The 23,700-nt window shown below is 73.8% G+C and carries 22 protein-coding genes; 17 read left to right on the forward strand and 5 right to left on the reverse strand.

Translation table 11 applies throughout. From position 1 onward, the window contains the following. The first annotated feature begins 38 nt into the window (after nt 1-38). The 9 genes from E4198_RS23600 (at nt 39) to E4198_RS23640 (ending at nt 9,258) form a co-directional block, all read left to right on the forward strand. Nucleotides 39-413, forward strand: a complete 375-nt coding sequence (locus tag E4198_RS23600; protein WP_136184927.1) for an FKBP-type peptidyl-prolyl cis-trans isomerase — start codon at nt 39-41, stop codon at nt 411-413. Nucleotides 414-552: 139 nt separating this feature from the next. After that, nucleotides 553-1,527 (forward strand): WYL domain-containing protein, encoded by a 975-nt coding sequence (locus tag E4198_RS23605; RefSeq protein WP_136184928.1) that lies wholly within the window; start codon nt 553-555, stop codon nt 1,525-1,527. Between the two features lie 18 nt (nt 1,528-1,545). Next, nucleotides 1,546-2,496, forward strand: a complete 951-nt coding sequence (locus tag E4198_RS23610) for a WYL domain-containing protein (protein ID WP_136184929.1) — start codon at nt 1,546-1,548, stop codon at nt 2,494-2,496. Nucleotides 2,497-2,530: 34 nt separating this feature from the next. Then, on the forward strand, nt 2,531-2,722 hold the full coding sequence (locus tag E4198_RS23615; protein WP_136184930.1) for a hypothetical protein: 192 nt from the start codon (nt 2,531-2,533) through the stop codon (nt 2,720-2,722). Nucleotides 2,723-2,888: 166 nt separating this feature from the next. Continuing rightward, nucleotides 2,889-3,179, forward strand: a complete 291-nt coding sequence (tatA, locus tag E4198_RS23620) for a Sec-independent protein translocase subunit TatA (protein WP_136184931.1) — start codon at nt 2,889-2,891, stop codon at nt 3,177-3,179. A gap of 56 nt (nt 3,180-3,235) precedes the next feature. Beyond that, entirely contained in the window at nt 3,236-4,180 is a 945-nt protein-coding gene (tatC, locus tag E4198_RS23625; RefSeq protein WP_136184932.1) for a twin-arginine translocase subunit TatC, read from the forward strand. A gap of 18 nt (nt 4,181-4,198) precedes the next feature. Next, the gene (locus tag E4198_RS23630) at nt 4,199-5,107 is read left to right on the forward strand and encodes a diacylglycerol kinase (RefSeq protein WP_136184933.1); all 909 of its coding nucleotides are present in this window, start codon (nt 4,199-4,201) and stop codon (nt 5,105-5,107) included. A gap of 41 nt (nt 5,108-5,148) precedes the next feature. Beyond that, nucleotides 5,149-7,962 carry a DEAD/DEAH box helicase gene (locus E4198_RS23635; RefSeq protein ID WP_136184934.1) on the forward strand — a complete coding sequence of 938 codons (2,814 nt, stop codon included), beginning with the start codon at nt 5,149-5,151 and terminating at the stop codon, nt 7,960-7,962. A gap of 132 nt (nt 7,963-8,094) precedes the next feature. Beyond that, nucleotides 8,095-9,258, forward strand: coding sequence for a phosphatidylinositol-specific phospholipase C1-like protein (locus E4198_RS23640; RefSeq protein ID WP_247597818.1), 1,164 nt, complete (start codon nt 8,095-8,097; stop codon nt 9,256-9,258). 12 nt (nt 9,259-9,270) lie between these two features. Here E4198_RS23640 and E4198_RS23645 read toward each other — a convergent pair whose 3' ends face one another. Continuing rightward, nucleotides 9,271-10,179 (reverse strand): 5'-3' exonuclease, encoded by a 909-nt coding sequence (locus E4198_RS23645; protein WP_136185587.1) that lies wholly within the window; start codon nt 10,177-10,179, stop codon nt 9,271-9,273. A gap of 82 nt (nt 10,180-10,261) precedes the next feature. Between E4198_RS23645 and E4198_RS23650 the strand changes: the two genes are divergently transcribed. Then, nucleotides 10,262-11,002: a helical backbone metal receptor gene (locus E4198_RS23650; RefSeq protein WP_136184936.1), complete on the forward strand. Its 741-nt coding sequence runs from the start codon at nt 10,262-10,264 to the stop codon at nt 11,000-11,002. Between the two features lie 67 nt (nt 11,003-11,069). Here E4198_RS23650 and E4198_RS23655 read toward each other — a convergent pair whose 3' ends face one another. From E4198_RS23655 to E4198_RS23665, 3 genes are all read right to left on the reverse strand, one after another. Beyond that, on the reverse strand, nt 11,070-11,822 hold the full coding sequence (locus E4198_RS23655) for a gamma-glutamyl-gamma-aminobutyrate hydrolase family protein (RefSeq protein WP_136184937.1): 753 nt from the start codon (nt 11,820-11,822) through the stop codon (nt 11,070-11,072). An 8-nt stretch (nt 11,823-11,830) separates the two neighbouring features. Beyond that, nucleotides 11,831-13,300: an ethanolamine permease gene (gene eat, locus E4198_RS23660; RefSeq protein WP_136184938.1), complete on the reverse strand. Its 1,470-nt coding sequence runs from the start codon at nt 13,298-13,300 to the stop codon at nt 11,831-11,833. A 138-nt stretch (nt 13,301-13,438) separates the two neighbouring features. Further along, nucleotides 13,439-14,182, reverse strand: coding sequence for an FCD domain-containing protein (locus E4198_RS23665; RefSeq protein WP_136184939.1), 744 nt, complete (start codon nt 14,180-14,182; stop codon nt 13,439-13,441). Between the two features lie 82 nt (nt 14,183-14,264). Between E4198_RS23665 and E4198_RS23670 the strand changes: the two genes are divergently transcribed. The 4 genes from E4198_RS23670 to E4198_RS23685 are packed head-to-tail and all read left to right on the forward strand — an operon-like array spanning nt 14,265 to nt 18,841. Further along, nucleotides 14,265-15,632, forward strand: a complete 1,368-nt coding sequence (locus E4198_RS23670; protein WP_136184940.1) for a glutamine synthetase family protein — start codon at nt 14,265-14,267, stop codon at nt 15,630-15,632. A gap of 8 nt (nt 15,633-15,640) precedes the next feature. Next, on the forward strand, nt 15,641-17,053 hold the full coding sequence (locus E4198_RS23675; protein WP_136184941.1) for an aldehyde dehydrogenase family protein: 1,413 nt from the start codon (nt 15,641-15,643) through the stop codon (nt 17,051-17,053). Then, nucleotides 17,050-17,859: a 3-oxoacyl-ACP reductase gene (locus E4198_RS23680; protein ID WP_136184942.1), complete on the forward strand. Its 810-nt coding sequence runs from the start codon at nt 17,050-17,052 to the stop codon at nt 17,857-17,859. Before E4198_RS23675 ends, E4198_RS23680 begins: the two co-directional genes overlap by 4 nt. Before the next feature lie 58 nt (nt 17,860-17,917). Further along, nucleotides 17,918-18,841 (forward strand): DUF2510 domain-containing protein, encoded by a 924-nt coding sequence (locus E4198_RS23685; protein WP_168711495.1) that lies wholly within the window; start codon nt 17,918-17,920, stop codon nt 18,839-18,841. A 34-nt stretch (nt 18,842-18,875) separates the two neighbouring features. Here the strand turns inward: E4198_RS23685 and E4198_RS23690 are convergent, their stop codons facing one another. Next, nucleotides 18,876-20,090: an amino acid deaminase/aldolase gene (locus E4198_RS23690; RefSeq protein ID WP_210732889.1), complete on the reverse strand. Its 1,215-nt coding sequence runs from the start codon at nt 20,088-20,090 to the stop codon at nt 18,876-18,878. Between the two features lie 713 nt (nt 20,091-20,803). Between E4198_RS23690 and E4198_RS23695 the strand changes: the two genes are divergently transcribed. Genes E4198_RS23695 through E4198_RS23705 form a run of 3 tightly spaced genes read left to right on the forward strand, consistent with a single transcriptional unit; the run spans nt 20,804 to nt 23,569 of the window. Then, complete coding sequence (locus E4198_RS23695; RefSeq protein ID WP_136184944.1) at nt 20,804-21,553, forward strand: hypothetical protein; 750 nt, start codon at nt 20,804-20,806, stop codon at nt 21,551-21,553. Beyond that, nucleotides 21,554-22,804 carry a type VII secretion-associated serine protease mycosin gene (mycP, locus tag E4198_RS23700; RefSeq protein WP_136184945.1) on the forward strand — a complete coding sequence of 417 codons (1,251 nt, stop codon included), beginning with the start codon at nt 21,554-21,556 and terminating at the stop codon, nt 22,802-22,804. 24 nt (nt 22,805-22,828) lie between these two features. Beyond that, nucleotides 22,829-23,569: an SseB family protein gene (locus tag E4198_RS23705; RefSeq protein ID WP_136184946.1), complete on the forward strand. Its 741-nt coding sequence runs from the start codon at nt 22,829-22,831 to the stop codon at nt 23,567-23,569. The last annotated feature ends 131 nt before the right edge of the window (nt 23,570-23,700 follow it).

Genomic DNA, 23,700 nt, shown 5'->3' on the forward strand with positions numbered 1-23,700 from the left:
GGTTGTCAAGGACGGATTCGTTTCACAGGAGCAGTTTCGTGAGCATCGACAAGCCCGAGGTCGACTTCCCCGAGGGCGAGCCCCCCGCCGACCTGGAGATCCGGGACCTCTGGGAGGGCGACGGCCCCGAGGCCAAGGCCGGGGACAACGTCTCCGTGCACTACGTCGGCGTCTCCTTCTCCACCGGTGAGGAGTTCGACGCCAGCTGGAATCGCGGCAAGCCGCTGCAGTTCCAGCTCGGCGCCGGCCAGGTCATCGCCGGCTGGGACCGCGGCGTGCAGGGCATGAAGGTCGGCGGCCGGCGGCGGCTGACCATTCCCGCGCACCTCGCCTACGGCGACGCGGGCGCCGGCGGCGGTCGTATCAAGCCGGGCGAGACGCTGATCTTCGTCTGCGACCTGGTCGCCGTCTGAGGACACCTCTCGTACGACCCTGTGGGTCCCCGCCGCGGCGGGGGCCCACGCGGCTTCCCGCGGTCCTTCGGCTTTGGTCCCACGCCCCGAAGAGCGGTACGTTCGTAGCCTCAAGTTGCATGAGAGAGGCAAGGGTTCCATGGCGATTGCCAAGGCCGAGCGGCTGATGAACCTGGCGCTGTGCCTGCTGGGAGCCCGGCGTCCGCTGTCCAAGCGTGGACTGCGGGCGTCCATCGAGGCCTACCTCGAAGCGGCCGGCGACGACGCCTTCAACCGCATGTTCGAGCGCGACAAGGACGACCTGCGCGAGCTCGGCCTCGTCATCGACACCGTCGACAACCTCGACGGCGAGACCGGCTACCTCGCCCGCCGCGACAGCAACCGCCTGCCGCCCGTCACCCTGGACGCCGCCGAGGCCACCGCCCTCGGCCTCGCCGCCCGCGTCTGGCAGCAGGCCCGGCTCGCCGGAGCGGCCAGCGGAGCCCTGCACAAGCTTCGCGCCGCCGGCGGCATGCCGCAGGCCGACGAGGACGGCGGTTACGGCGACCTCCACCCGCACAGCACTCTCGAACCGCGCATCCCGGCCCGCGAGACCGCCTTCGAACCGCTGATGCTGGCCTGCCGCGACCGCCGCCTCGTCGTCTTCGACTACCGGCGCTCCAACGCCGCCCGGCCCGAGCGACGCAGCGTCGAACCGTGGACCCTGGAGTGCTGGCGCGGCCACTGGTACCTGGCCGGGCACGACCGGGACCGCGGCGCCGAACGTGTCTTCCGCCTCTCCCGCATCACCGGCCCCGTCCGCTCCCGGGCCGCCGCGTTCTCCGTGCCCGTCCCCGACCAGGTGACGGTGCGGGAGGCCGTGGAACGCTGGGCGGGTGAGTCCGCCACCGGCCGCGCCCGCATCCGGCTGCGCCGCGAGAGCGGCTACCCGCTGCGTGCCCGTGCGGTCGGCGAGATCAGGGAGACGGACGGCGGCTGGGACGAGCTGGAGATCCCGTACGGGCACGGACTCGACGCCTGGCTCGTCGAGTTCGGCCCGGACGTCGTCGTACTGGAGCCCGCCGAGCTGCGGGCGGACGTGGTCGACCGGCTGCGCGCCGTCGCCAAGGGCTGAGGGGAGTCGAGGAGAGACGTGGCGACCAACGCCATCGACCAGACCCGGCGGATGCTGTCGCTGGTCACCTATCTGCGGGACCGGCCCGGCGCCCGCGTCGAGGACGTCGCCCGCGCCTTCGGCATCAGCGTCGACGAGCTGATCGGCGACCTGGACGTGCTGCCCATGTGCGGCACCAGCTTCCGGGGCGGCGACCTGCTGGAGATCGACACCGACGGCGAGCGGATCTGGTGGCGCAACGCCGACGATGTCGCCGAGCCGCTGCGGATCGCCGCCGACGAGGCCACCGCGCTGCTGGTCGCGGCCCGTGCGGTCGCTACCCTCCCCGGGTTGCGGGAGAGCGACCGGGAGGCGCTGCTGCGCGCGACCGCGAAGCTGGAGGCGGCGGCGGGGGAGAGCGCTGGCGCGAGCGCCCGGCTGTCGGTCACCTTCGAGTCCGAGGGTGGTGTCTTCGCCGACGTCGACCGGGCCATCGCCGAGCGCCGCCGGGTGTGGCTGCGGTACTACTCGCCCGCCCGGGACGAGCTCACCGAGCGGGAGATCGACCCCATCCGCCTCTTCGCCGTGGGACACACCTACGTTGAGGCCTGGTGCCGCCGCAGTGAGGCCCGGCGCACCTTCCGGCTCGACCGGGTCGCGGAGATCCGGCTGCTGGACGAGGCCGCCGACCCGCCGCCGATCACCCCCCGCGACCTGTCCGAGGGCTTGGTGCAGCCCGCCCCGGACGACCCGGAGGTCGTCGTCGAGGTTTCGCCCGGCGGCCGCTGGGTCGCCGAGTACTACCCGCACGACAGCGCCGAGGAGCTGCCCGACGGCGGCCTGCGGATCACCCTGCGCACCCCCGACCCCGCCTCGCTGCGGAGGCTGGCCCTGCGGCTCGGGCCGGACGGCCGCATCACCGCGCCGCGCGAGCTGGCCGAGAGCGCTCGGGAGGCCGCCCGCGCCGCGCTCGCGGCCTACGGCGAGTGACGCGGCACCGACCGGACGGACTAGGCTCGCCCGCATGCTGTGGCCGATGCTCTTCCTCGCGCTCGCCTTCGCCGGGACCGCCGTCCTGGGCGTCCTCGCCGTCCGCGTCGGCCTGGAGGTGCGGCGGTTCGCCCAGGCCGTCGGAGACGGCTCCGAGCGCATCGCCCGGGCCGCCGACGACCTGGAGCACGCGGCGGCCTCCTGCGGCCGGGGTCTTCGGCGGTAGGCTTGGTAGCTGCTGCCGCTCCGGTCGCGGCCCGGAAGGTGGAGGATGCACGGGCATTGCCCCGTGTTCACTCCTCAGGGTTACGATCGTGCGCAGCAGACCAGCCAGTCCGACGCATACGGCAGGCAACAGGACACACGCTGTCCCCGCGAGAAGGTAGTGAGACATGCCCAACCTGAGGCCCATGGAGATCGTGCTGATCGTACTGGTCATCCTGCTGCTGTTCGGGGCCAAGAAGCTTCCGGACATGGCCCGGTCCCTCGGCAAGTCGGCCCGCATCCTCAAGAGTGAGGCCAAGGCCATGAAGAAGGACGGCGGCGACGGCGGCGGTGACGGCGACAAGGACGGCAACGCCGAGGCGCAGCAGCCCGCGCCCAAGACGATCCAGGCGGCACCCGGCGACGTCAGCAGCTCGCGCCCGGTGAACGAGCAGGCCAAGCAGTCCCAGCAGAACTGACCCCCGGCAGCCTGCACGGTCGTCCGTGCGGCACAACTGACTGACGAGGACACGGGTTGCTCAAGTCCGCCCGCAAGCAGGGTAATCAGCCGAAGGATCCCGAGGGGCGGATGCCCCTCGTGGAGCATCTGCGGGAGCTGCGGAACCGCCTGATGAAGGCGGTCCTGGCGATCCTGGCCGTGACCGTCCTCGGCATGGTCTTCTACGAGCAGGTCGCGGACTTCCTCACCGAGCCGATGCTGGACCGCATCGGCTGTGAGGACGGTTTCGGCGCGTCGGCGACTCGTGAGGCCTGCGCGAACCTCACGATCAACGGCCTGGTCGGACCCTTCACGGTCATGCTGAAGATCGCCCTGACCGTCGGCGTCGTCCTCGCCTCGCCGGTCTGGCTCTACCAGTTCTGGGGCTTTCTGGCGCCCGGCCTCCACCGTCACGAGAAGAAGTACGCCGGAGCCTTCGTCTGCACCGGCGTCCCCCTCTTCCTGGCGGGCGCCTACGTCGCCTACCTGATCCTGCCCACCGCGGCCGAAGCGCTCATCGGATTCACGCCCCAAGGCGCGAACAACCTCATCGACCTGGGGGAGTTCGTCGACATCATCGCGCGTCTGGTGCTCGTCTTCGGCCTCGCCTTCGAGCTGCCCCTCGTCCTGGTCATGATGAACATGGGTGGGCTCGTCACGGGCCGGCAAATGCTCGGCTGGTGGCGCATCATGGTCGTCTGCATCACGGTCTTCTCCGCCGTCGCCACCCCGACCGGCGACCCGCTCACCATGGGGGCACTCGCCGCGCCGATCGTGCTGCTCTACTTCGGCGCCGTCGGTGTCGCCCTGCTCAACGACCGGCGGCGCGAGCGGAACGATCCGTACCGTGGCCTGGACGACGACGAGGCGTCGGAGCTGGACCACGCGCCGGAGCCGGTCGCCGCCGCAGCACCGTTGCGCGACGACACTCCGGATGCGGGCGACGACCGCCGTCCCGACGGTTACGGCGACGCCACCTGACGCGCTAGTGTCCGGCGGGTGACCAGCGAGATCACCCTCCTCGTGAACCCGACCGCCGGACGCGGCCGCGGAGCGCAGGCCGCGCAGCCCGCTGCCGACGCGCTGCGCGGCGCCGGCTTCTCCGTCCGCACCGTCGTCGGCGTCGACGCCCCCGACGCGCTGCGCCGCGCCCGGGAGGCCGTCGCCGAGGGGACGGGCGCCCTCATCGCCGTCGGCGGCGACGGCATGGCCAACCTCGCGCTCCAGGCCGTCGCGGGCACCGACACGCCGCTGGGGGTGGTCGCCGTGGGCACCGGCAACGACTTCGCCCGCGCCACCGGCCTGCCCGTGCGGGACCCGGACGCGGCCGGTCGCCTCTTCGCCGACGCCCTCAAGGCGGGCCGGACCCGGCCTGTCGACCTGGGCCGGGTCACCTGCGCCGACGGTACGGAACGCCTGTTCGGATGCGTGCTTGCCTCCGGGTTCGACTCCCGCGTCAACGACCGGGCGAACCGGATGCGGTGGCCCACCGGACCCCGCCGCTACGACCTGGCTATGCTCGCCGAACTCGCCGCGCTCCGTCCCGTCCGCTACCGGCTCACCCTCGACGACGGCCCGCCGCAGGAGGTCGCCGCCACCCTGGTCGCCGTGGGCAACGGGCCCAGCTACGGCGGCGGCATGCGGATCTGCGCCGACGCCGCGCTCGACGACGGCCTCCTCGACGTCACCGTGGTGGGGGAGTGCAGCCGCACCACCCTGCTCCGGGTCTTCCCCCGTGTCTACAAGGGCACCCACCTGAGCCACCCCTCGGTCACCGTCCACCGGGTGCGCTCCCTCACCCTGGAGGCCGAGGGCGTCACAGGGTACGCCGACGGGGAGCCCGCGGGCGCGCTGCCGCTCACGGTCCAGAGCATGCCCAGCGCCGCGCGCCTCCTGCTGCCGCAATAGATCGATCGCTGTCGGGGGTGGCCGGTAGGCTCGGGAGCACGATGACCGAGGATCTGTCCCCCGCAGAGCGGTACGCCGCGGCCCGCAAGCGGGCCGAGGAGCAAGCCACCGCTCTCGCCCCGTTCCGTGACCTGTACGACTTCGGACTGGACGACTTCCAGATCGAGGCGTGCCAAGCCCTCGAAGCCGGCAAGGGAGTGCTGGTCGCGGCGCCGACCGGCTCCGGCAAGACGATCGTCGGCGAGTTCGCCGTCCACCTGGCCCTCACGCAGGGCCGCAAGTGCTTCTACACCACGCCGATCAAGGCGCTGTCCAACCAGAAGTACAACGATCTCGCCGCGCGCTACGGGCCGGAGCAGGTCGGCCTGCTCACCGGCGACAACAGCGTCAACGGCGACGCACCCGTGATCGTGATGACCACCGAGGTCCTGCGCAACATGCTCTACGCGGGCTCGCGCGCCCTGCTCGGCCTCGGCTACGTCGTGATGGACGAGGTCCACTACCTCTCCGACCGCTTCCGCGGCGCCGTGTGGGAGGAAGTGATCATTCACCTGCCCGAGTCGGTGACACTGGTGTCGCTCTCCGCGACGGTGTCGAACGCCGAGGAGTTCGGCGACTGGCTGGACACCGTGCGCGGCGACACCCGGGTGATCGTCTCCGAGCACCGCCCCGTCCCGCTGTGGCAGCACGTCCTCGCCGGGCGGAAGATGTACGACCTGTTCGAGGAGAAGGGCGACCGCAAGGAGGTCAACCCGGACCTGGTGCGGATGGCGCGGATGGAGAACAGCCGCCCCCTCTCCAACCGCGACCGCCGCCGCAACGGCCGTCCCAAGCGGGAGGCCGACCGGGAGCGCGAGCGGCGGCAGCGTGCCCGGATCTGGACGCCGAGCCGGCCCGAGGTCATCGACCGCCTCGACGCACAGGGCCTCCTCCCGGCGATCACGTTCATCTTCAGCCGGGCCGGCTGCCAGGCCGCCGTCCAGCAGTGCCTCGCGGCCGGGCTCCGGCTCAACGGTCCGGCCGAGCGCACCCGGGTCCGGGAACTCGTCGAGGAGCGCACTGCGGACATCCCCGACGAGGACCTGCACGTCCTGGGCTACTTCGAGTGGCTGGAGGGCCTGGAACGCGGCGTCGCCGCCCACCACGCGGGCATGCTGCCGACCTTCAAGGAGGTCGTCGAGGAACTGTTCGTCCGCGGGCTGGTGAAGGCCGTCTTCGCCACCGAGACCCTGGCGCTGGGCATCAACATGCCGGCCCGGTCGGTGGTGCTGGAGAAGCTGGTCAAGTGGAACGGTGAGCAGCACGCCGACATCACCCCCGGCGAGTTCACCCAGCTCACCGGACGTGCGGGTCGGCGCGGCATCGACGTGGAGGGGCACGCCGTGGTGCTGTGGCAGCGCGGCATGGACCCCGGCGCCCTGGCAGGGCTCGCGGGCGCGCGCACGTACCCGCTGCGGTCGTCGTTCAAGCCGTCCTACAACATGGCGGTCAACCTGGTCTCGCAGTTCGGCCGGCACCGCTCCCGGGAACTGCTCGAGACCTCCTTCGCCCAGTTCCAGGCGGACCGCTCCGTCGTCGGCATCTCCCGCCAGGTGCAGCGCAACGAGGAGGGCCTGGAGGGCTACCGCGCCTCGATGACCTGCCACCTCGGCGACTTCGACGAGTACGCGCGGCTGCGCCGCGAGCTGAAGGACCGCGAGACGGAGCTGGCCAAGCAGGGCGCCGCGCAGCGCCGCGCCCAGGCCGCGGCCGCTCTGGAGAAGCTGAAGGCCGGGGACATCATCCACGTGCCCACCGGCAAGTTCGCCGGCCTCGCGCTGGTGCTGGACCCGGGCACGGGCGCCGGGCGAAGCCCCGGCCACCGGCGCGGCTTCGAGCAGTACGACGGGCCCCGCCCGCTGGTGCTCACCGCGCAGCGGCAGGTCAAACGACTGGCCGCGCTCGACTTCCCGGTCCCCGTGGAGCCGCTGGAACGGATGCGGGTGCCGAAGTCGTTCAACGCGCGCAGCCCGCAGTCGCGGCGCGACCTGGCGTCCGCGCTGCGCACCAAGGCCGGCCACTACGAGCCGCAGCGGCACCGTCGTCAGCGCTCGGGGGCGGCCGACGACGAGCAGATCGCCCGGCTGCGGGCCGACCTGCGCCGCCACCCCTGCCACGGATGCGACGAGCGCGAGGACCACGCCCGGTGGGCGGAGCGGTACCACCGGCTGCGCCGCGACACCCGCCAGCTCGAGCGGCGCATCGAGGGGCGCACGAACACCATCGCCCGCACCTTCGACCGGGTCTACGCCCTGCTGTCGGAGCTGGACTACCTGCACGGCGACCAGGTCACCGACGACGGGAGGCGGCTGGCCCGGCTGTACGGCGAGCTGGACCTGCTGGCCTCGGAGTGCCTGCGCGAGGGCGTGTGGGAGGGCCTGCCACCCGCCGAGCTCGCCGCCTGCGTGTCCGCCCTGGTGTACGAGTCGCGGGCGGCCGACGACGCCATGCCGCCACAGCTGCCGGGCGGCGGCCGGGTGAAGGCCGCACTGGGCGAGATGGTACGCATCTGGGGTCGGCTCGACGCGCTGGAGGAGCAGCACGGCGTCAGCGCGACCGAGGGCGTCGGCCAGCGCGAACCGGACCTGGGCTTCGCGTGGGCGGCCCACCAATGGGCGGACGGGCACGGTCTGGACGCGGTGCTGCGCGAGACCGACATGCCCGCAGGCGACTTCGTGCGCTGGTGCAAGCAGGTCCTCGACGTCCTCGGGCAGCTCGCCGCGGCGGCGCCCGAGGGCGGCACGGTGGCGAAGAACGCGCGGCGCGCGATCGAGGCCATGCTGCGCGGCGTCGTCGCGTACACGTCCGTCGGCTGACGTTTCACGTCCGTTCGACCACCGGCCCGGCAGGCGCGGTTGACCGCCCGCCGGGCCGGCGGCATGTTGTCTTCGTCCCGTCCGTCCCGCTCCCACCGGAGGCGAGCAGTGCGCAGACACCCCGTCAGGAACGTGCCCGGGAACAGGTTCCGCCGATGGCTCGCCGCCGCGGTCGCCGTCGCCGCCGTGGCGACGCTCACCTCGGCGGCGCAGGCACGCCCCGACGACGACCGGCACGGGCACGACCTGCGGCTCAATCAGATTCAGACCATGGCCACGCACAACAGCTACCACCGTGAGGTGTCGTTCGCCGAGCAGAAGGTCATGGAGGCGAACGACCCGAACTTCCGCACGCTGCTCTACAGCCACGCCTCGCTGCCGCAGCAGTTCGCCCGCCAACGGGTGCGCGGCATCGAGCTCGACGTCTTCCCCGACCCGGAGGGCGGCCTGTACGCGGACCCGCTGATCCGCAAGGCCGCCGGTCTGCCGCTGCCGGAGGATCCGGCCTGGCACGAGCCCGGCTTCAAGGTCCTGCACTGGGCGGACTTCGACTACCGCACCTCGTGCATCACCCTCACCGGCTGCCTCACGCAGGTGAAGGAGTGGTCGCAGCGCCACCCGCAGCACGTCACCGTCCCGGTTCTCCTGGAGCTGAAGCAGACCGACCCGCGGCTGGAGGAACGCGGCGGAGCGGTCAGTCCGCCGTGGGACACGGCCATGCTCGACGCGCTGGACGCCGCGATCCGCCGGGTCTTCCCCGACCGCACTACCGTGACCCCCGACGACGTCCGGCACCGCGGCGAGACCCTGGAGGAGTCCGTCCTCACGCAGGGCTGGCCCCGGCTGTCCGCGGTGCGCGGCAAGGTGATGTTCCTGATGGACAACGACGACCAGGAGCTCCAGGACGCCTACCGGGCGGGTGGGCGCGAGAGCCTCCAGGGCCGGGTGCTGTTCACCGACTCCGAACCGGGGCGGGCGGACGCCGCGTTCATGAAGGTCAACGACCCGACCGGGGGCAACAAGGCCGTCATCCGCGACCTGGTGCGGCGGGGCTACTTCGTGCGGACCCGCTCGGACGTGCCGCTCGACCAGGCGACCAGCGGAGAGGACGGCATGCTGCGGGACGCCCTGTCCTCCGGGGCGCAGATGGTCAGCACGGACTTCCCCGTGCCCGGGCTCGCCGCGCGCTACGGCTCCGACTACGTCGCCGAACTTCCGCGCGGGGAGGGCCCGGTGCGCTGCAACCCGGTCACGGTACGGACGTGGCAGTGCCCGCGCGGGCCGCTGGAACCGTGACCGGCCCGCCCCTCACCGCTGGAGCGCGTACAGCACTCGGTTGAGTGAACTGCGCAGCCCCCAGCGCTCGTCCAGGGCGAGCAGTGCCGTCGCGTCGTGCGGCTCGTCCGGCAGGGTGGCGTCGAAGCCGCGCAGCGGCACGTCGTCCGCGACCCGGACCACCTTCGGCGCCACCGCCAGATACGGCGCGGCCTCCTGGAGTCTGCGGCGCTGCGCCGGGGTGATCTTCGACTTCGGGTCCGCGGCGGCGGCCTCGATGCCGGCCAGGTCGCCGTAGGCCGTCAGCAGCTTCGCGGCGGTCTTCTCCCCGATGCCGGGCACTCCGGGAAGGCCGTCGCTCGGGTCCCCGCGCAGCGTCGCCAGGGCGGCGTACCCCGGTCCGTCCACGCCGTACTTCTCCCGCAGGGCCGCCTCGTCGAACGCGGCGAGGTTGCCCATGCCCTTGACCGGGTAGAGCACGCGCACCCCGCGCGCGTCGTCGATCAGCTGGAAGAGGTCGCGGTCGCCGGTGACGATGTCCACTGGCCCGGCGGCGCGGGCGGTCAGGGTGCCGATCACGTCGTCCGCCTCGTACCCGTCCGCGCCGATCCGGGCGATGCCCAGCGCGTCCAGCACGTCGTCGATCACCGGGACCTGCGGGGAGAGGGTGTCCGGCACTTGCTCGGTGTCGGGGCTGCCCGCCTCCGTCTCCTCCAGGACGCGGTGCGCCTTGTAGGAGGGGATGAGGTCCACCCGCCACTGCGGGCGCCAGTCGAAGTCCATGCAGGCGACCAGTTCGTCCGGCCGGTGGTCCTGCACCAGCCGGGCGATGAAGTCCAGCAGACCGCGCACCGCGTTCACCGGCGTGCCGTCCGGGGCGCGGACCGAGTCCGGAACCCCGAAGTAGGCCCGGAAGTACAGCGAAGCGGTGTCGAGGAGCATCAGCCGTGGTGTGGTCACGTCCCGATGATGCCGCATGCCTCCGACAACGGGGCGGACCCGCACCCTCGGCTACCGTGCCTTCATGACTCCCCCCGCCGCCGTACGGCGCGTCGTCTCGCTGGTCCCCTCGCTGACGGAGGCGGTGGCGGTGTCCGGCCCGGACCTGCTGGTCGGCGCCACCGACTGGTGCGCTCACCCCGCCGGGCTGGATGTCGCGCGGGTGCGCGGCACCAAGAACCCGGACCTGGAGCGGATCGCCGCGCTGGAACCCGACCTGGTGCTGGCCAACGAGGAGGAGAACCGCCCCGCCGACCTCGAGGCGCTGCGGGCCGCCGGGATCGCCGTGCTGGTCACCGAGGTCCGGAGCGTGCCGGAGGCGTTCGGTGAACTGCACCGCGCCCTGGTCGACGGCTGCGGCCTGCCCCGTCCCGCGTGGCTGGACGAGGCGGAGGCGGCGTGGGCGGACGTGCGCGCCGAGTTCGACGCGGTGGCGGTGGTGCCCGTGTGGCGCCGGCCGTGGATGGTGCTGGGCCGGGACACCTTCGCCGGGGCGGTCCTCGCGCACCTCGGGGTACGCAACCGCTACGCCCGCCACCCCGAGCGCTACCCGCGGGTCCCGCTGCCCGAGCTGGCCGACCCCCGGGCCGCCGACCTCGTCGTGCTGCCCGACGAGCCGTACGCGTTCGCCGCCGACGACGGGCCGGAGGCCTTCCCCGGGCTGCCCGCGGCGCTGGTCGACGGACGGTATCTCACCTGGTACGGACCGTCGCTGACCGAGGCGCCCGAAGTGCTGGCCGGCGCCGTGCGCGAGGCCCTTGGCTGACGGAGTGCGGGGCCGGACCGTCGCCCCCGCACGCACCGCGCGCCGGCGGGGCCCGGCAGCGCGGCCGTCAGCGCTGCGTCTGCCGCTCGGGCCGGTCCCGCCACGCGAGCCCGGCCTGCCGTTCCTGCCGGCAGGCGGCCTCCTTCACCAGGGCCCGCATCACCCGCAGGTCGGTCCCTGCCGCTTCCGGGTGCCACTGCACGCCCAGAGTCCAGGCGGGGGCGCCGGGCATCTCCACCGCCTCCACGGTGCCGTCCTCGGCGTGTGCGCATGCCACGAGGCCGGAGCCGAGCCGCCGTACCGCCTGGTGGTGGTAGGTGGGCACGACGACCGGGCCCTCCAGGGCGCGGGCGAGCCGGGTGCTGGCAACGGGCGTGACGGCGTGCGTGCCGAACACCCCCGGCTCCCCGGCGTGACCGTCCAGGTGCTGGACGAGAGTGCCCCCGCAGGCGACGTTGAGCAGTTGCATGCCCCGGCAGATGCCGAGCAGGGGTACCCCGCACTCCAGCGCGGCGTCGATCAGCGCCAGCTCCCACGCGTCGCGCTCCCGGGCCGGGGGACCGGTCCGCGGGTCGGGCTCCGCGCCGTACCGGAGGGGCTCGACGTCGGGGCCGCCCGCGACGACCAGGCCGTCCAGACGGGCCACGGCGGCGTCGGCCGCGTGCGGGCCGGAGTCCGGGGGGAGCAGCGCGGCCAGTCCGCCGGCGGCCTGCACCAGCTGGTGGTACCCGGCCGGCAGCAGGGCGGCGGGCAGCTGCCACACACCCCACCGTGCTTCCGGTTCCAGGTAGGTGCTCACACCGATCAGCGGAGGTGCCATGTGTCCGACTATCCCTTTTCCAGCTCGGCCTCTGCTTCGGCCAGGGCGGCGAACTCCTCCTCGGGCGCGCCCGCCACCAGCCGGTGCCGACTGTAGAAGGCGAAGTAGCCCACCGCCACGACGTACAGGATCAGTGCGATCCCCGCGGCCGTCGGGTCGACGAGGAACGTTGCCACCACCGCGGAGCACGCCAGCACGAAGGCGACCGAGGAGGTCCACACGCCGCCCGGCGTGCGGTACGGCCGGTGCAGGCCCGGCTCCCGGCGGCGCAGCACGATGTGCGAGAGCGACATCAGCACGTAGGAGACCGCCGCGCCGAACACGGCGATGTTCAGCATGCGCGCCCCGTCGCCGGTGGCCGCCGCCAGCCCGAAGCCGATGGCCGCGGGCACGATGAGGCCCAGGTAGGGGGCCTTGCGGCGGCTGGTCAATGACAGGAAGCGGGGCAGGTAGCCCGCCCGGGACAGGGCGAACAGCTGCCGCGAGCCGGCGTAGATCAGCGAGAAGAACGACGCCACCAGGCCCGCCAGGCCCGCGTAGTTGACGATCCGGCTGAGCGTCGTGGGGTCGCCGCCGGTCGCCGTCTCCAGCGCCGCGACCAGCGGGTTGTCGGCGTCCTTGATGGCCTCCGACCCCGCCGCCCCGGCGGCGGGCAGCAGCGTGAGCAGCGCCAGCAGCACCAGGATGCCGATGGCAGCCGCCATCGCCCGCGGCAGCGTCCGCTCCGGGTCCTTCGCCTCCTCCGCCGCCAGCGGCACACCCTCCACGCCCAGGAAGAACCACATGCCGAACGGGAACGCCGCCCAGATGCCGAGCAGCCCGTACGGCAGCCACGACCCGGAGCCGAAGGCGGAGGAGTCCACGGCTATGTCGTTCAGCGACCCGCCGTCGAAGTGGGTGAGCGCCCCGACGCAGAACACCAGCAGCGCGGCGACCGCGATGCCCGTGACCACGAAGCTGAACCGCAGCGCCTCGCCCACGCCCCACAGGTGCACGCCCGTGAACAGCACGAAGCACGCCAGGTACACCGGCCAGCCCGACTCCAGGCCGAACAGACCCAGGGACTCGACGTAGCCGCCGATGAACACCGAGATGGCGGCCGGCGCCAGGACGTACTCGATGAGGATGGCCGTGCCGGTCAGGAACCCGCCCCAGGTGCCCAGGGCCCGGCGGGCGAAGCCGTAACCGCCCCCGGCGGTGGGCAGGATCGAGGACAGCTCGGCCAGCGAGAACACCATGCAGGCGTACATCAGGCCCATCAGCACGGTGGCGACGGCGAGTCCGCCGAAGCCGCCCTCGGCCAGGCCGAAGTTCCAGCCGGCGTAGTCACCGGAGACCACGTAGGCCACGCCCAGCCCGGTGAGCAGCAGCCATCCTGCACTGCCCCGGCGCAGGGTGCGGCGTTGCAGATACGCCCTCTCGGAGGCCGGCGCGGGGGAGCCGGCGCCCCGGCCGCGCAGTCCGGTGTCCTCGGCCATGAGCATCTCCCGCGTGCGTACGACGTCATTGGTGTGACCCCATACCATTGCGCCGTCCCGGTCCCCGCGCAAGACCCGTGACGCAACACCTGCCACAGTCCGGCTCGCCGAACGGCTCGCGGCTGCCGCCTCGGGCTGCTACAGCAGGAATCCGCGGAGCAGGGCGGCGGTGCCGGCGCAGTGCTCGCGGGCGACGGCGCGGGCGGCCTCCGGGTCGCCCGCGGCGACCGCCTCGACCAGCGCGGTGTGCTGCTGCTGGGCGTGCTCCAGGTTGCGCACCAGCAGCGGGATGCGGCCCAGCAGGTCGTTGAGCGTGGCGCGGGCCGCCGCGTACTGCGCGGTCAGGGTGGCCGAGCCGGCGAGTTCGACCAGGGTGAGGTGCAGCAGGGTGTCCTGCCGCCGGTAGTCGCCGAGTGCGGCGTCCCGGGTGGCGTTCAGCGCCGCCCGGAGCCGTCGTTCGTCCTCGCCGGTCAGCCCCCGTGCGGCGACCAGCTCGGCGGCGCCCGCCTCCAGGACCTCCCGGAACCGCAGCGCGTCCTCCAGGCCCGCCGCGTCCAGCGCGGCCGGCGGTCCGCCGCCCTCCGGCGGCTCGCAGACGAACGTGCCGCCGTACCGTCCGCGGCGGCTCTCCACCAGGCCCTCGTCGGTGAGTACGCGCAGCGCCTCGCGCAGCGTCACCCGGCTCACCCCCAGTCGTTCGGCGAGTTCGCGTTCGGCCGGGAGCCGCCCACCGGCGGGAATCAGGCCGAGCCGCAGGACCTGGAGTATCTGCTCCAGCGCCTCCTCGAAGCCGTTGCCCGCCCGCACAGGGCGCAGTACCGGCGCCAGTGGATCTCCCGTGCGCGCGATTCCGGCGCCCGGCCCGCTCACCGAATCCTTCATCGTCCCCACTTCCCCAGCAATGGTCTCGTGTCCTACCTTAAGAAGCCCGGACGACCCAGGCGAGACGGCAGGAGGCCCTACCGTGGCAGACCCCACGCCCCCGCTCTCCGTGGACGAGCTGCGATGGCTCGTCCAGGAGGGCCGGATCGACACCGTGGTCCTCGCCTTCACTGACATGCAGGGAAGACTCCAGGGCAAGCGCTTCGCCGCAGGCTTCTTCCTCGACGAGGTGCTCGACCACGGCACCGAGGGCTGCAACTACCTGCTGGCCGTGGACGCCGAAATGAACACTGTCGACGGCTTCGAGATGTCCTCCTGGGAGCGCGGCTACGGCGACTTCGCCATGCACGGCGACCACGGCACCCTGCGCCGCGTCCCTTGGAACCCCGGCACCGCCATGATCACCGCCGACCTGGCCTGGCACGACGGCGCCCCCGTGACCGCCTCGCCGCGGCAGATCCTGCGCCGTCAGCTCGACCGGCTCGCCGAACGCGGCTGGACCGCGCACGTCGGCACCGAGCTGGAGTTCATGGTCTTCCAGGACACCTACGAGGAAGCCTGGAACAGCGCCTACCGCGGCCTGACCCCTGCCAACCAGTACAACGTGGACTACTCCGTGCTCGGCACCGGACGGGTGGAGCCGCTGCTGCGCCGCATCCGCAACGAGATGGGCGCGGCCGGCATGACCGTCGAGTCCGCCAAGGGCGAGTGCAACCTCGGCCAGCACGAGATCGCCTTCCGCTACACCGACGCCCTCACCACCTGCGACCAGCACGTCGTGTACAAGACCGGAGCCAAGGAGATCGCCGCCCAGGAGGGCCGGGCGCTCACCTTCATGGCCAAGTACGACGAGCGGGAGGGCAACTCCTGCCACATCCACCTGTCCCTGCGGGAGGCCGACGGCTCTCCGGTACTCGCTGACGACGACCGGCCCGACGGCATGTCCGAGGTGATGCGGCGCTTCCTCGCGGGCCAGCTCGCGGCACTGCGCGAGTTCACCTTCCTCTACGCCCCCAACATCAACTCCTACAAGCGCTTCCAGCCCGGCTCCTTCGCCCCCACCGCCGTCGCCTGGGGCCCGGACAACCGCACCTGCGCCTACCGGGTCGTCGGCCACGGCGGCTCGCACCGCATGGAGAACCGGGTGCCCGGCGGTGACGTCAACCCCTACCTGGCCGTCGCCGGGATGATCGCCGCCGGACTGCACGGGGTGGAAGAGGGCCTCGAACTCGCCCCCGCCTGCACCGGGAACGCCTACACCGGGGACGCCGACCACGTGCCCGCGACCCTCCGCGAAGCCGCCGGACTGTGGGAGGGCAGCGCCCTCGCCCGTGACGCCTTCGGCGACGACGTCGTCCGGCACTACGCCAACGCGGCCCGCGTCGAACTCCAGGCGTACGACGCAGCCGTGACCGACTGGGAACGCTTCCGCTCCTTCGAACGCATGTGAGGCACCACTTGCAGCCGAACGACCAGGACGACCGCCGGGCCGGCCGGCCCGCGGCCGCCGAACACCACGTCCTCGACCCGGCGACCGGGGAACGCGTCGCGACGGTCCCCGCGACCACGGAGACCGGAATCAACGAGGCGGTGCGGCGCGCGAGGGCCGCCCAGTGCCGCTGGGTGGCCCTCGCCCCCGCCGACCGCGCCCGCCTGCTGCGCCGCTTCGCCGCGGTGGTCGACCAGCACCTCGAGGAGCTGGCGCGCCTGGAGGTGCGCGAGGCCGGGCACCCAGTGGGCAACGCCCGCTGGGAGGCGGGCAACGTACGCGATCTCCTCGACTACGCGGCGGGCGGCGTGGAGCGCCTGACCGGCAGTCAGATCCCGGTCGACGGCGGCGTGAACGTCACCTTCGCCGAACCCCTCGGCGTCGTCGCCGTCATCGCCCCGTGGAACTTCCCCATGCCCGTCGCTGCCTGGGGCACCGCCCCCGCCCTGGCCGCCGGGAACGCCGTCCTCCTCAAACCTGCCGAGGCGACGCCGCTCACCGCTCTCCGCCTGGCCGAACTCGCCCTGGAGGCTGGGCTGCCCGAGCACCTTTTCCAGGTCGTCCCCGGTGCGGGCGAGGTCGCCGGAGCGGCGCTGGTGCGCCACCGGGACGTCGCCAAGGTCGTCTTCACCGGCTCCATCGAGGTCGGCAGGAGTGTGATGGCCGCGTGCGCGGCCCAGGTCAAACCGGTGACCCTGGAGCTCGGGGGCAAGAGCCCCAACATCGTCTTCGCCGACGCGGATGTCGAACGCGCCGCCTCCGCCGCCCCCGGCTCGTTCCTGGACAACACCGGCCAGGACTGCTGTGCCCGCAGCCGCATCCTCGTCCAGCGCAGCGTCTACGACCGCTTCCTCGAACTCCTCGAGCCCGAGGTGAAGGGCTTCACTGTCGGCGACCCCGCCGACCCCGCCACACAGATGGGCCCGCTGATCTCCGCGGCGCAACGCGACCGCGTCGCCTCCTACGTCCCGCGCGACGCGCCCGCCCTCATCCGCGGCGAGGCCCCCGAAGGCCCCGGATTCTGGTACCCGGCGACCGTGCTGGAGGCCGGCGAGACCGACCGGACCGCGACCGAGGAGATCTTCGGACCGGTCGCCGTAGTGCTGCCCTTCGACGACGAGGCGGACGCGATCCGGCTCGCCAACGCCACGCCGTACGGCCTGTCCGGCTCGGTGTGGACCCGCGACCTCGGGCGCGCGCTGCGCGTCTCGCGCGGCGTCGCCGCCGGGAACCTCTCGGTCAACTCGCACAGCAGCGTGCGCTACTCCACCCCCTTCGGCGGCTACCGGCTCTCCGGGCTCGGCCGCGAACTCGGCCCCGGCGCGCTGGAGGCCTTCACCGAGACCAAGAACGTCTTCCTGAACACCGAGGAGCTCACGTGACCGAAGCCACGACCCCCGCCGGCACCGCGCAGGCGCCCGTCTGCCGCAGGCTGGTCGGCCGCACCGCCGTCGTCACCGGAGCGGGCAGCGGCATCGGACTCGCCGCGGTGCGCCGACTGGCCTCCGAGGGCGCGCACGTGGTGTGCGCCGACCTGGACTCCGAACGCGGCAGGGCCGCCGCCGAGGAGACCGGCGGGCTCTTCGTCGAGACGGACGTCACCGACGAGGCCGCCGTCGAGGCGCTGTTCGCCGCCGCGTACGAGCGGTACGGCTCGGTCGACGTGGCCTTCAACAACGCGGGCATCTCGCCGCCGGACGACGACTCCATCCTCACCACCGGCCTCGACGCCTGGCAGCGGGTGCAGCAGACCAACCTCACCTCCGTCTACCTGTGCTGCCGCGCGGCGCTGCCCTACATGCGGCGGCAGGGACGCGGGTCGATCATCAACACCGCGTCGTTCGTCGCCGTGATGGGCGCCGCCACCTCGCAGATCAGCTACACCGCGTCCAAGGGCGGCGTGCTGGCCATGTCCCGGGAACTGGGCGTGCAGTTCGCCCGGGAGGGCATCCGGGTCAACGCGCTGTGCCCCGGGCCCGTCAACACCCCGCTGCTGCGCGAGCTGTTCGCGAAGGACCCGGAGCGGGCGCAGCGCCGACTGGTGCACGTGCCCGTGGGACGGTTCGCCGAGACCGAGGAGATCGCCGCCGCGGTGGCCTTCCTCGCCAGCGACGACTCCTCGTTCGTCAACGCCACCGACTTCCTCGTCGACGGCGGGATCTCCGGCGCGTATGTGACACCGTTGTGACGGCACCGGTACCGCACGGCGGTTCGGTTCGCACAGGTGTTGCCCTAGTGTGCTGAGGGTGAGCACGACGACTCCGCCCGGCTGGTACCCAGACCCAGGGCACACAGGTTTCGGCCCCGCCCCGGAGCGCTGGTGGGACGGCGCGACGTGGACGGAACACCGCCGCGCCGCCTCCGCCGGCCCCGTGCCGCCCGGATACCCGCCGCAGGGCGGCTCCGCGCAACAGCACGGCGCCCCCGGGGGTTTCCCGCCGCCGTACCCCCGGGGCAAGCCCAAGGGGCCTCTGGCGGCGGGCATCGTCGCGGCCGTCGCCGTGGTCCTGGCGATCGTCGTGGGCGCTGTGCTCGTCGGCGGGGACGAGGGCGGGCGTGCCGCCGGTCCCGCGCCGTCCGCGTCCACCGGGCCCCCGGCGACTGAGGAGAGCACCGGACCGGACGACGACGGGTCCACGCCGGCACCGGGTGAGGAGCGCCTGCCGCTCGCGAGCGGCGTCAAGCTGCCGCTGCCGTCCGGCTGGACCCGGGTCGACGGCACCTACGGCGCCGCCGTCAACACCACCTCCTACAGCTGCCCGCTGAAGCGGGAGCGCTGCGTACGGGCCGGTGCGGCCGTGTACGTCACCCCGGAGGACGGCGACCCGGAGACCGTCGCCAAGGCCGACATCGAGGCCAACGCCGACTCCTCCTACGGCGCGGACTACTACGGCGGCATCACCTCGCACGAGGAGGTCGCCTCCGAGGCGGTCGAGGTCGCCGGCCAGGAGGGCTACCTCGTCCGCTGGAAGATCGACAACAAAGAGGACCCGGACGCCTACGTGGAGTCGGTGGCCTTCCCGCACCCGGACGGCAGCGGGCAGATGCTCGTCCTGCGGGCCGGCCTGGACATACACGACGAGGCCCCCTCGACGGACGTCCTCGACGAACTACTCGAAGGCGTGGAGCAGGGCTCGGTCGTCGACGACGACAGCAACGAGTCGATCTGACACGACGTCGGAGACGGAACAGCCGCGCGGGGGCTCAGAGGAAGGTCCGGCCCTCGCCCCGGTAGGTGGGGACGGTCGCGGTCACCCGGTCGCCCTCGATCAGGTGCAGGGTGTCGAAGCGTTCGCACAGCTCGCCCGCCTTCGCGTGGCGGAACCACACCCGGTCCCCGATCCGCAGGTCGTCCGCCGCCGTTCCCAGCAGCGGGGTCTGCACCTCTCCCGCGCCCTCCATCGGGTCGTAGTGCAGCCCGCCGGGCAGGTACGGCTGCGGCAGTCGGTCCGTTCCCGCCGCGCCGGAGGCCGGGTAGCCGCCCCCGAGGACGGTCGCCACGCCGGCACCGGGCCGCCGCACCACCGGCAGCGCGAACAGTGCCGCCGGGCGGCCGGTGAAGGAGGTGTAGGAGTCGAAGAGGCGCGGGGTGAAGAGTCCGGATCCCGCGGCGACCTCCGTCACCGCGGGCTCCGCCGCGGTGTGCTGCACGCTGCCGGTGCCGCCGCCGTTGACGAACTCCAGACCGGGGGCGACCGCCCGCACCGCCCGGACCGCCTCTGCGCGGCGCCGGGCCAGCTCCCGCCGAGCGGTCGCCTGCATCAGCCGTATGCCCCTGCTGCGCAGCGGGCGCCCGGGCACGGCGTCCCCCACGCCCGCCACATGGCCCTCGTACCCCATCAGCCCCACCAGGGCGAACCCTGGGCGGCGCAGCACCGTACGGGCCGCCTCCGTCAGCACGGTGGGGGAGTGCAGCGGGGAACGGCGCGCCCCGACGCGCAGCCTCCCGCCCAACAGCCGCAGCGACGTGTCGAGTTCCAGACAGACCCGCACCCGTTCACGTCCGCCGGAGCGGGCCGCGTCGATCAGGTCCAGCTGCGCCGGGTCGTCCACCATCACCGTCACCGCGGCGGCCAGGGCCGGGTCGGAGGCCAGTGCGGCGAAGCCGCCGCGGTCCGCGGACGGGTACGCCAGCAGCACGTCGTCGAAGCCCGAACGGGCCAGCCACAGCGCCTCCGCCAGTGTGAACGCCATCACCCCGGAGAAGCCGTCACGGGCCAGCACCCGCTCCAGCAGGGCCCGGCAGCGCACCGACTTGCTCGCCACCCGCAACGGCAGGCCCCCGGCCCGGCGCTCCAGATCGGCGGCGTTGGCGTCGAAGGCGTCCAGGTCCACGACGGCCAGCGGCGCCTCGAGGTCCGCCGTGGCACGGTCGTAGCGGGCACGGACGTCGGCGAGCGGCACGGACGTATCGAACACGCGGGCAGCTTGCCAGAGTCCGTGCCCGCAGCACACCCCGCACCGCGGGTTGCCGGGGGTACCGGGAGGCACCGTAGAGTGACGGCGCACACCGCGTCGCACCAGCGCCGGAGTGCCGTTCGGCAGAACACCACGTCACACGTCATCCGGTCGCGCGCAGGCGTGCGCGCCGCCATGGCCGCGGGAGGGCGCGCATGAGCTCGGAGGCCGGTCGCCCCCGCAACCCGCACGTGCCGCTGCCGCCCGCCGCACCTCCCCGGCCCACCGTCCCACCGCGCCCACGGACCGCACCTCCCGCGCCCGGAGATCCGGCGCGGGAGGCGCGGTGGAACGATCCGGCGGGGAAGGGCGGGCGGCCGTCGCCCGGCGCTGAGCCGATCCCCGAGGACGAGCCCACCACCCGCGTCGCCCCCCGCACCGCGCCACGTGACGCGAGCCGTCCCGGCGCCGCCGCGAGGACGGCCACGACCCACACGGGCACCGCGGGGAATGCGTCTCCGGGCACGCCCGCCGCGCCGGTTCCGCCGCCACGCCCCCCGCGCCGGCCGGCCGTCCCGGCGACGCCGCCCCCACCGTCCGCCGGAGCCCCGCCGCCCCGGCCCGCCCACCCGCCGCGCCCCGCGCCGGCGGCGCCGCTGTTCGACGACGACATCGCCGGTCCGCCCACCTTCCGGCTGCGACCCATCCGCGACGAGGAGCCACGGCGCCTCCCGATGCGCACCGTCGCGGCGGCCGCCTGCCTGGTGCTGGGCGTCGGCCTGCTGGGCGGCACCACCGCCGGCACCCTCCTCGCCGACGACGCCGAGGCCGGACCGTCCGCGGCGCAGGCCGTCTTCGACGAGGCCCGCGGCCTGTGGCGCAACGTCCCCGTCGACGGGCTCTTCCCCCGCACCGTCGACGGCGAGGGCGCCGGCCCCGGTGGCGCCGACCGCCGGTGGACCCGGCTCGCGGTGGCCCCCGACGGCCCCTGCCGGCAGGCCTTCGACCCCCTGCTCGCCAAGGCGGTCTCACCCGTGGGCTGTCGGCGGCTCGTCCGGGCCACCTACGCGGACGAGACCAGCACCAGCGTCGTCACCGTCGGCCTGGTCTTCACCGAAGCCGACCGGACCGGGATGCGCGCCCTCCGGGCCCGCTTCGAGGAGGAGGGGCTCGCGGAGCGCACCGACCTGATGCCCCGCACGTTCCCGCCCCGCGGCACGGTCGCTGCCAGCTTCGGCGACGCACAGCGCGCCAGCTGGACGGTCCGCGTGCTCACCGGGGCGCCGGTGATCGTCTTTGCCGTGTCCGGGTTCGCCGACGGCCGTCCCGTGGCCGAGCCGCGTCCCGCCGACGACGCCGTCGACCCGGAGGCGACCTCTGCGCCGGCCCAGGCGGGTCTCGGTCACGACGCCCGGGGCCTGGCCGACCGCATCGAGCAGGCGCTGCGCGCCCGGCTGCCCGAGTCCGCGAAGGAAGAGAACTGAATGGACCGCCTCGCCGGGCCCCCGACAGCCGACACTCCCTCCGGCGCCTCCTCCGGCACCGCCGGCGGTGCCGTCACGGGCACAGCGGCGGTCCGCCGCGCCGCGGCGCTGCTGGCGGCCGTCGCCCTAGTGGCCGTGCCACTCACCTCCGACACAGCGCACGCGGCCGGGGAGGGGCTCCAGGACCGACAGTGGGGCCTGGCCACCGTCAACGTCCGCGAGGCCTGGGAGACCACCCGGGGCGAGGGCGTCACCGTGGCCGTCCTCGACACGGGCGTCGATGCCACCCACCCCGATCTCACCGGCTCGGTGCTGGAGGGGAAGGACCTCGTCGGCTTCGGCGCGCAGCGCGGCGACCCCGCCTGGGCGCGCCACGGTACCGCGATGGCCGGCGTCATCGCCGGCCACGGCCACGACACGGGCGACGCGCACGGAGTGCTGGGCGTCGCGCCCGGCGCGAAGATCCTGCCGGTGCGGGTACTGCTGGAAGAGGACGACGCCGCCCGCGACGAGGCCCGCCGCACCCGCGGCGACGCCCTGGCCGAGGGCATCCGCTGGGCCGCGGACAACGGCGCGGACGTCATCAACCTCTCCCTCGGCGACGACAGCGACTCCGCGCACCCCGACCCGCAGCAGGACGCCGCCGTCCGCTACGCGCTGCGCAAGGGCGTCGTGGTCGTCGCCTCCGCCGGCAACGACGGCAAGGACGGCGACCACGTCTCCTACCCGGCCGCCTACCCCGGCGTGATCGCCGTCACCGCCGTCGATGAGAACGGCCGCCGGGCCGACTTCTCCACCCGCCGCTGGTACGCCACCGTGGCCGCACCCGGCGACGACGTGATCATCACCGAACCCGACCGCCTCTACTACGAGGGCTGGGGGACCAGCGTCGCTGCGGCCTTCGTCTCCGGCGCCGCCGCCCTCGTCACCGCCGCCCATCCCGACCTCACGCCCGCCCAGGTCAGGCAACTCCTCGCGGACACCGCGCAGAACACGCCGCCGGGCGGCCGCAGCGACGCGCTCGGCACCGGCGTCGTCGACGCTGCCGCGGCCATCGAGATGGGCGCCACCGTCCGGCCGCAGTCCCTCGAGAAGGGCGTGCAGCCCTACCCCGAGCGCTACTTCGGCGCCGGGCCGGACGACACCTCGGGCGGCTTCGATTGGCTCGCGCTGACCGGCGCCGCCTGCGGCGCGCTCCTCATCGCGGGGGCCGTCGCCCTCCAGCGGGGTGCCCGGAGCCGGACCCGCTGACCCCGTCCGGTTAGCCTCGTGTCCGTGGCGCTCAAGAACATTCCCGATCCCGGCTTCTCCGGTGACGACGGCCGGGCCGACCCGGTCCTCGCCGACGCCCTCGCCGCCTGGCGGCAGGACCCCGCGCGGGAGGACGCGCTGCTGGACGCACTGCGCGGCGCGCGGCTGCTGGTGCCCGTCGTCGCCGTTCTGGGTGAGGCGGAGACCGGCACGGACGGACTGCGCCGCGACAAGTCCAGCGACATGGCCGTCCCCACCCTGAACGCCCCCGGCGGCCGTCGTGCCCTGCCGGCCTTCACCTCCAGCGAGACCCTGGCGCGCTGGCAGCCCGACGCCCGTCCGGTCGCCGTCCCGCTCCGCCAGGCGCTGCTCGCGGCCGCCCACGAGGGCGCCGACACCGTGGTACTGGACCTCGCCGGCCCGGTCCCGTACGAACTGACGGGCGCCGCGCTGCGCGGACTCGCGGCGGGCGGCGCCGACCGCCCCCGGCCCCTCGACGACGCGGACGTCGCCGACGCCCTGCGCCGGGTGCTCGCCGCCGAGCAGGCGGTTCACGGCGCGTACCTGCTGCCGCCCCGCGGCGACACCGACGGCACGCTCGCCGTGGCTCTCGCCCCGGACGCCGACCCCGCTGCCGCGGCACGCCGGATGGCCACCGCACTGGCCGCCGACGAGACGCTGCGCGCCGCACTGGTACGAGGGCTGGACCTGGCGGTCCTCCCGGCCGGCAGCGGCTTCCCCGAGAACGCCCTCTACCGGAGGTGACGGCGGACACCGGAACGGCGGCGGACGGCCGCCGACGGACGCGCCACCCGCTTGGCGCGCTGCACATGCGTGCCGCGCCGGCCGGACCGACACTCGGGGACACATCGCGATCTTCGATCGTCCCCGACGGG

Origin of the sequence: Streptomyces sp. RKND-216 (genome assembly GCF_004795255.1) — a bacterium.
Classification (GTDB): domain Bacteria; phylum Actinomycetota; class Actinomycetes; order Streptomycetales; family Streptomycetaceae; genus Streptomyces; species Streptomyces hazeniae.

What these genes read in the sequence shown, in the direction of transcription:
- E4198_RS23605 (WP_136184928.1), top strand. Translation starts at nt 553, where the DNA reads ATGGCGATTGCCAAGGCCGAGCGGCTGATGAACCTGGCGCTGTGCCTG.
- E4198_RS23615 (WP_136184930.1), top strand. Translation starts at nt 2,531, where the DNA reads ATGCTGTGGCCGATGCTCTTCCTCGCGCTCGCCTTCGCCGGGACCGCC.
- tatA (WP_136184931.1), top strand. Translation starts at nt 2,889, where the DNA reads ATGCCCAACCTGAGGCCCATGGAGATCGTGCTGATCGTACTGGTCATC.
- E4198_RS23635 (WP_136184934.1), top strand. Translation starts at nt 5,149, where the DNA reads ATGACCGAGGATCTGTCCCCCGCAGAGCGGTACGCCGCGGCCCGCAAG.
- E4198_RS23645 (WP_136185587.1), bottom strand. Translation starts at nt 10,179, where the DNA reads ATGCTCCTCGACACCGCTTCGCTGTACTTCCGGGCCTACTTCGGGGTT.
- E4198_RS23650 (WP_136184936.1), top strand. Translation starts at nt 10,262, where the DNA reads ATGACTCCCCCCGCCGCCGTACGGCGCGTCGTCTCGCTGGTCCCCTCG.
- E4198_RS23655 (WP_136184937.1), bottom strand. Translation starts at nt 11,822, where the DNA reads ATGGCACCTCCGCTGATCGGTGTGAGCACCTACCTGGAACCGGAAGCA.
- eat (WP_136184938.1), bottom strand. Translation starts at nt 13,300, where the DNA reads ATGGCCGAGGACACCGGACTGCGCGGCCGGGGCGCCGGCTCCCCCGCG.
- E4198_RS23665 (WP_136184939.1), bottom strand. Translation starts at nt 14,182, where the DNA reads ATGAAGGATTCGGTGAGCGGGCCGGGCGCCGGAATCGCGCGCACGGGA.
- E4198_RS23695 (WP_136184944.1), top strand. Translation starts at nt 20,804, where the DNA reads ATGCGCACCGTCGCGGCGGCCGCCTGCCTGGTGCTGGGCGTCGGCCTG.
- mycP (WP_136184945.1), top strand. Translation starts at nt 21,554, where the DNA reads ATGGACCGCCTCGCCGGGCCCCCGACAGCCGACACTCCCTCCGGCGCC.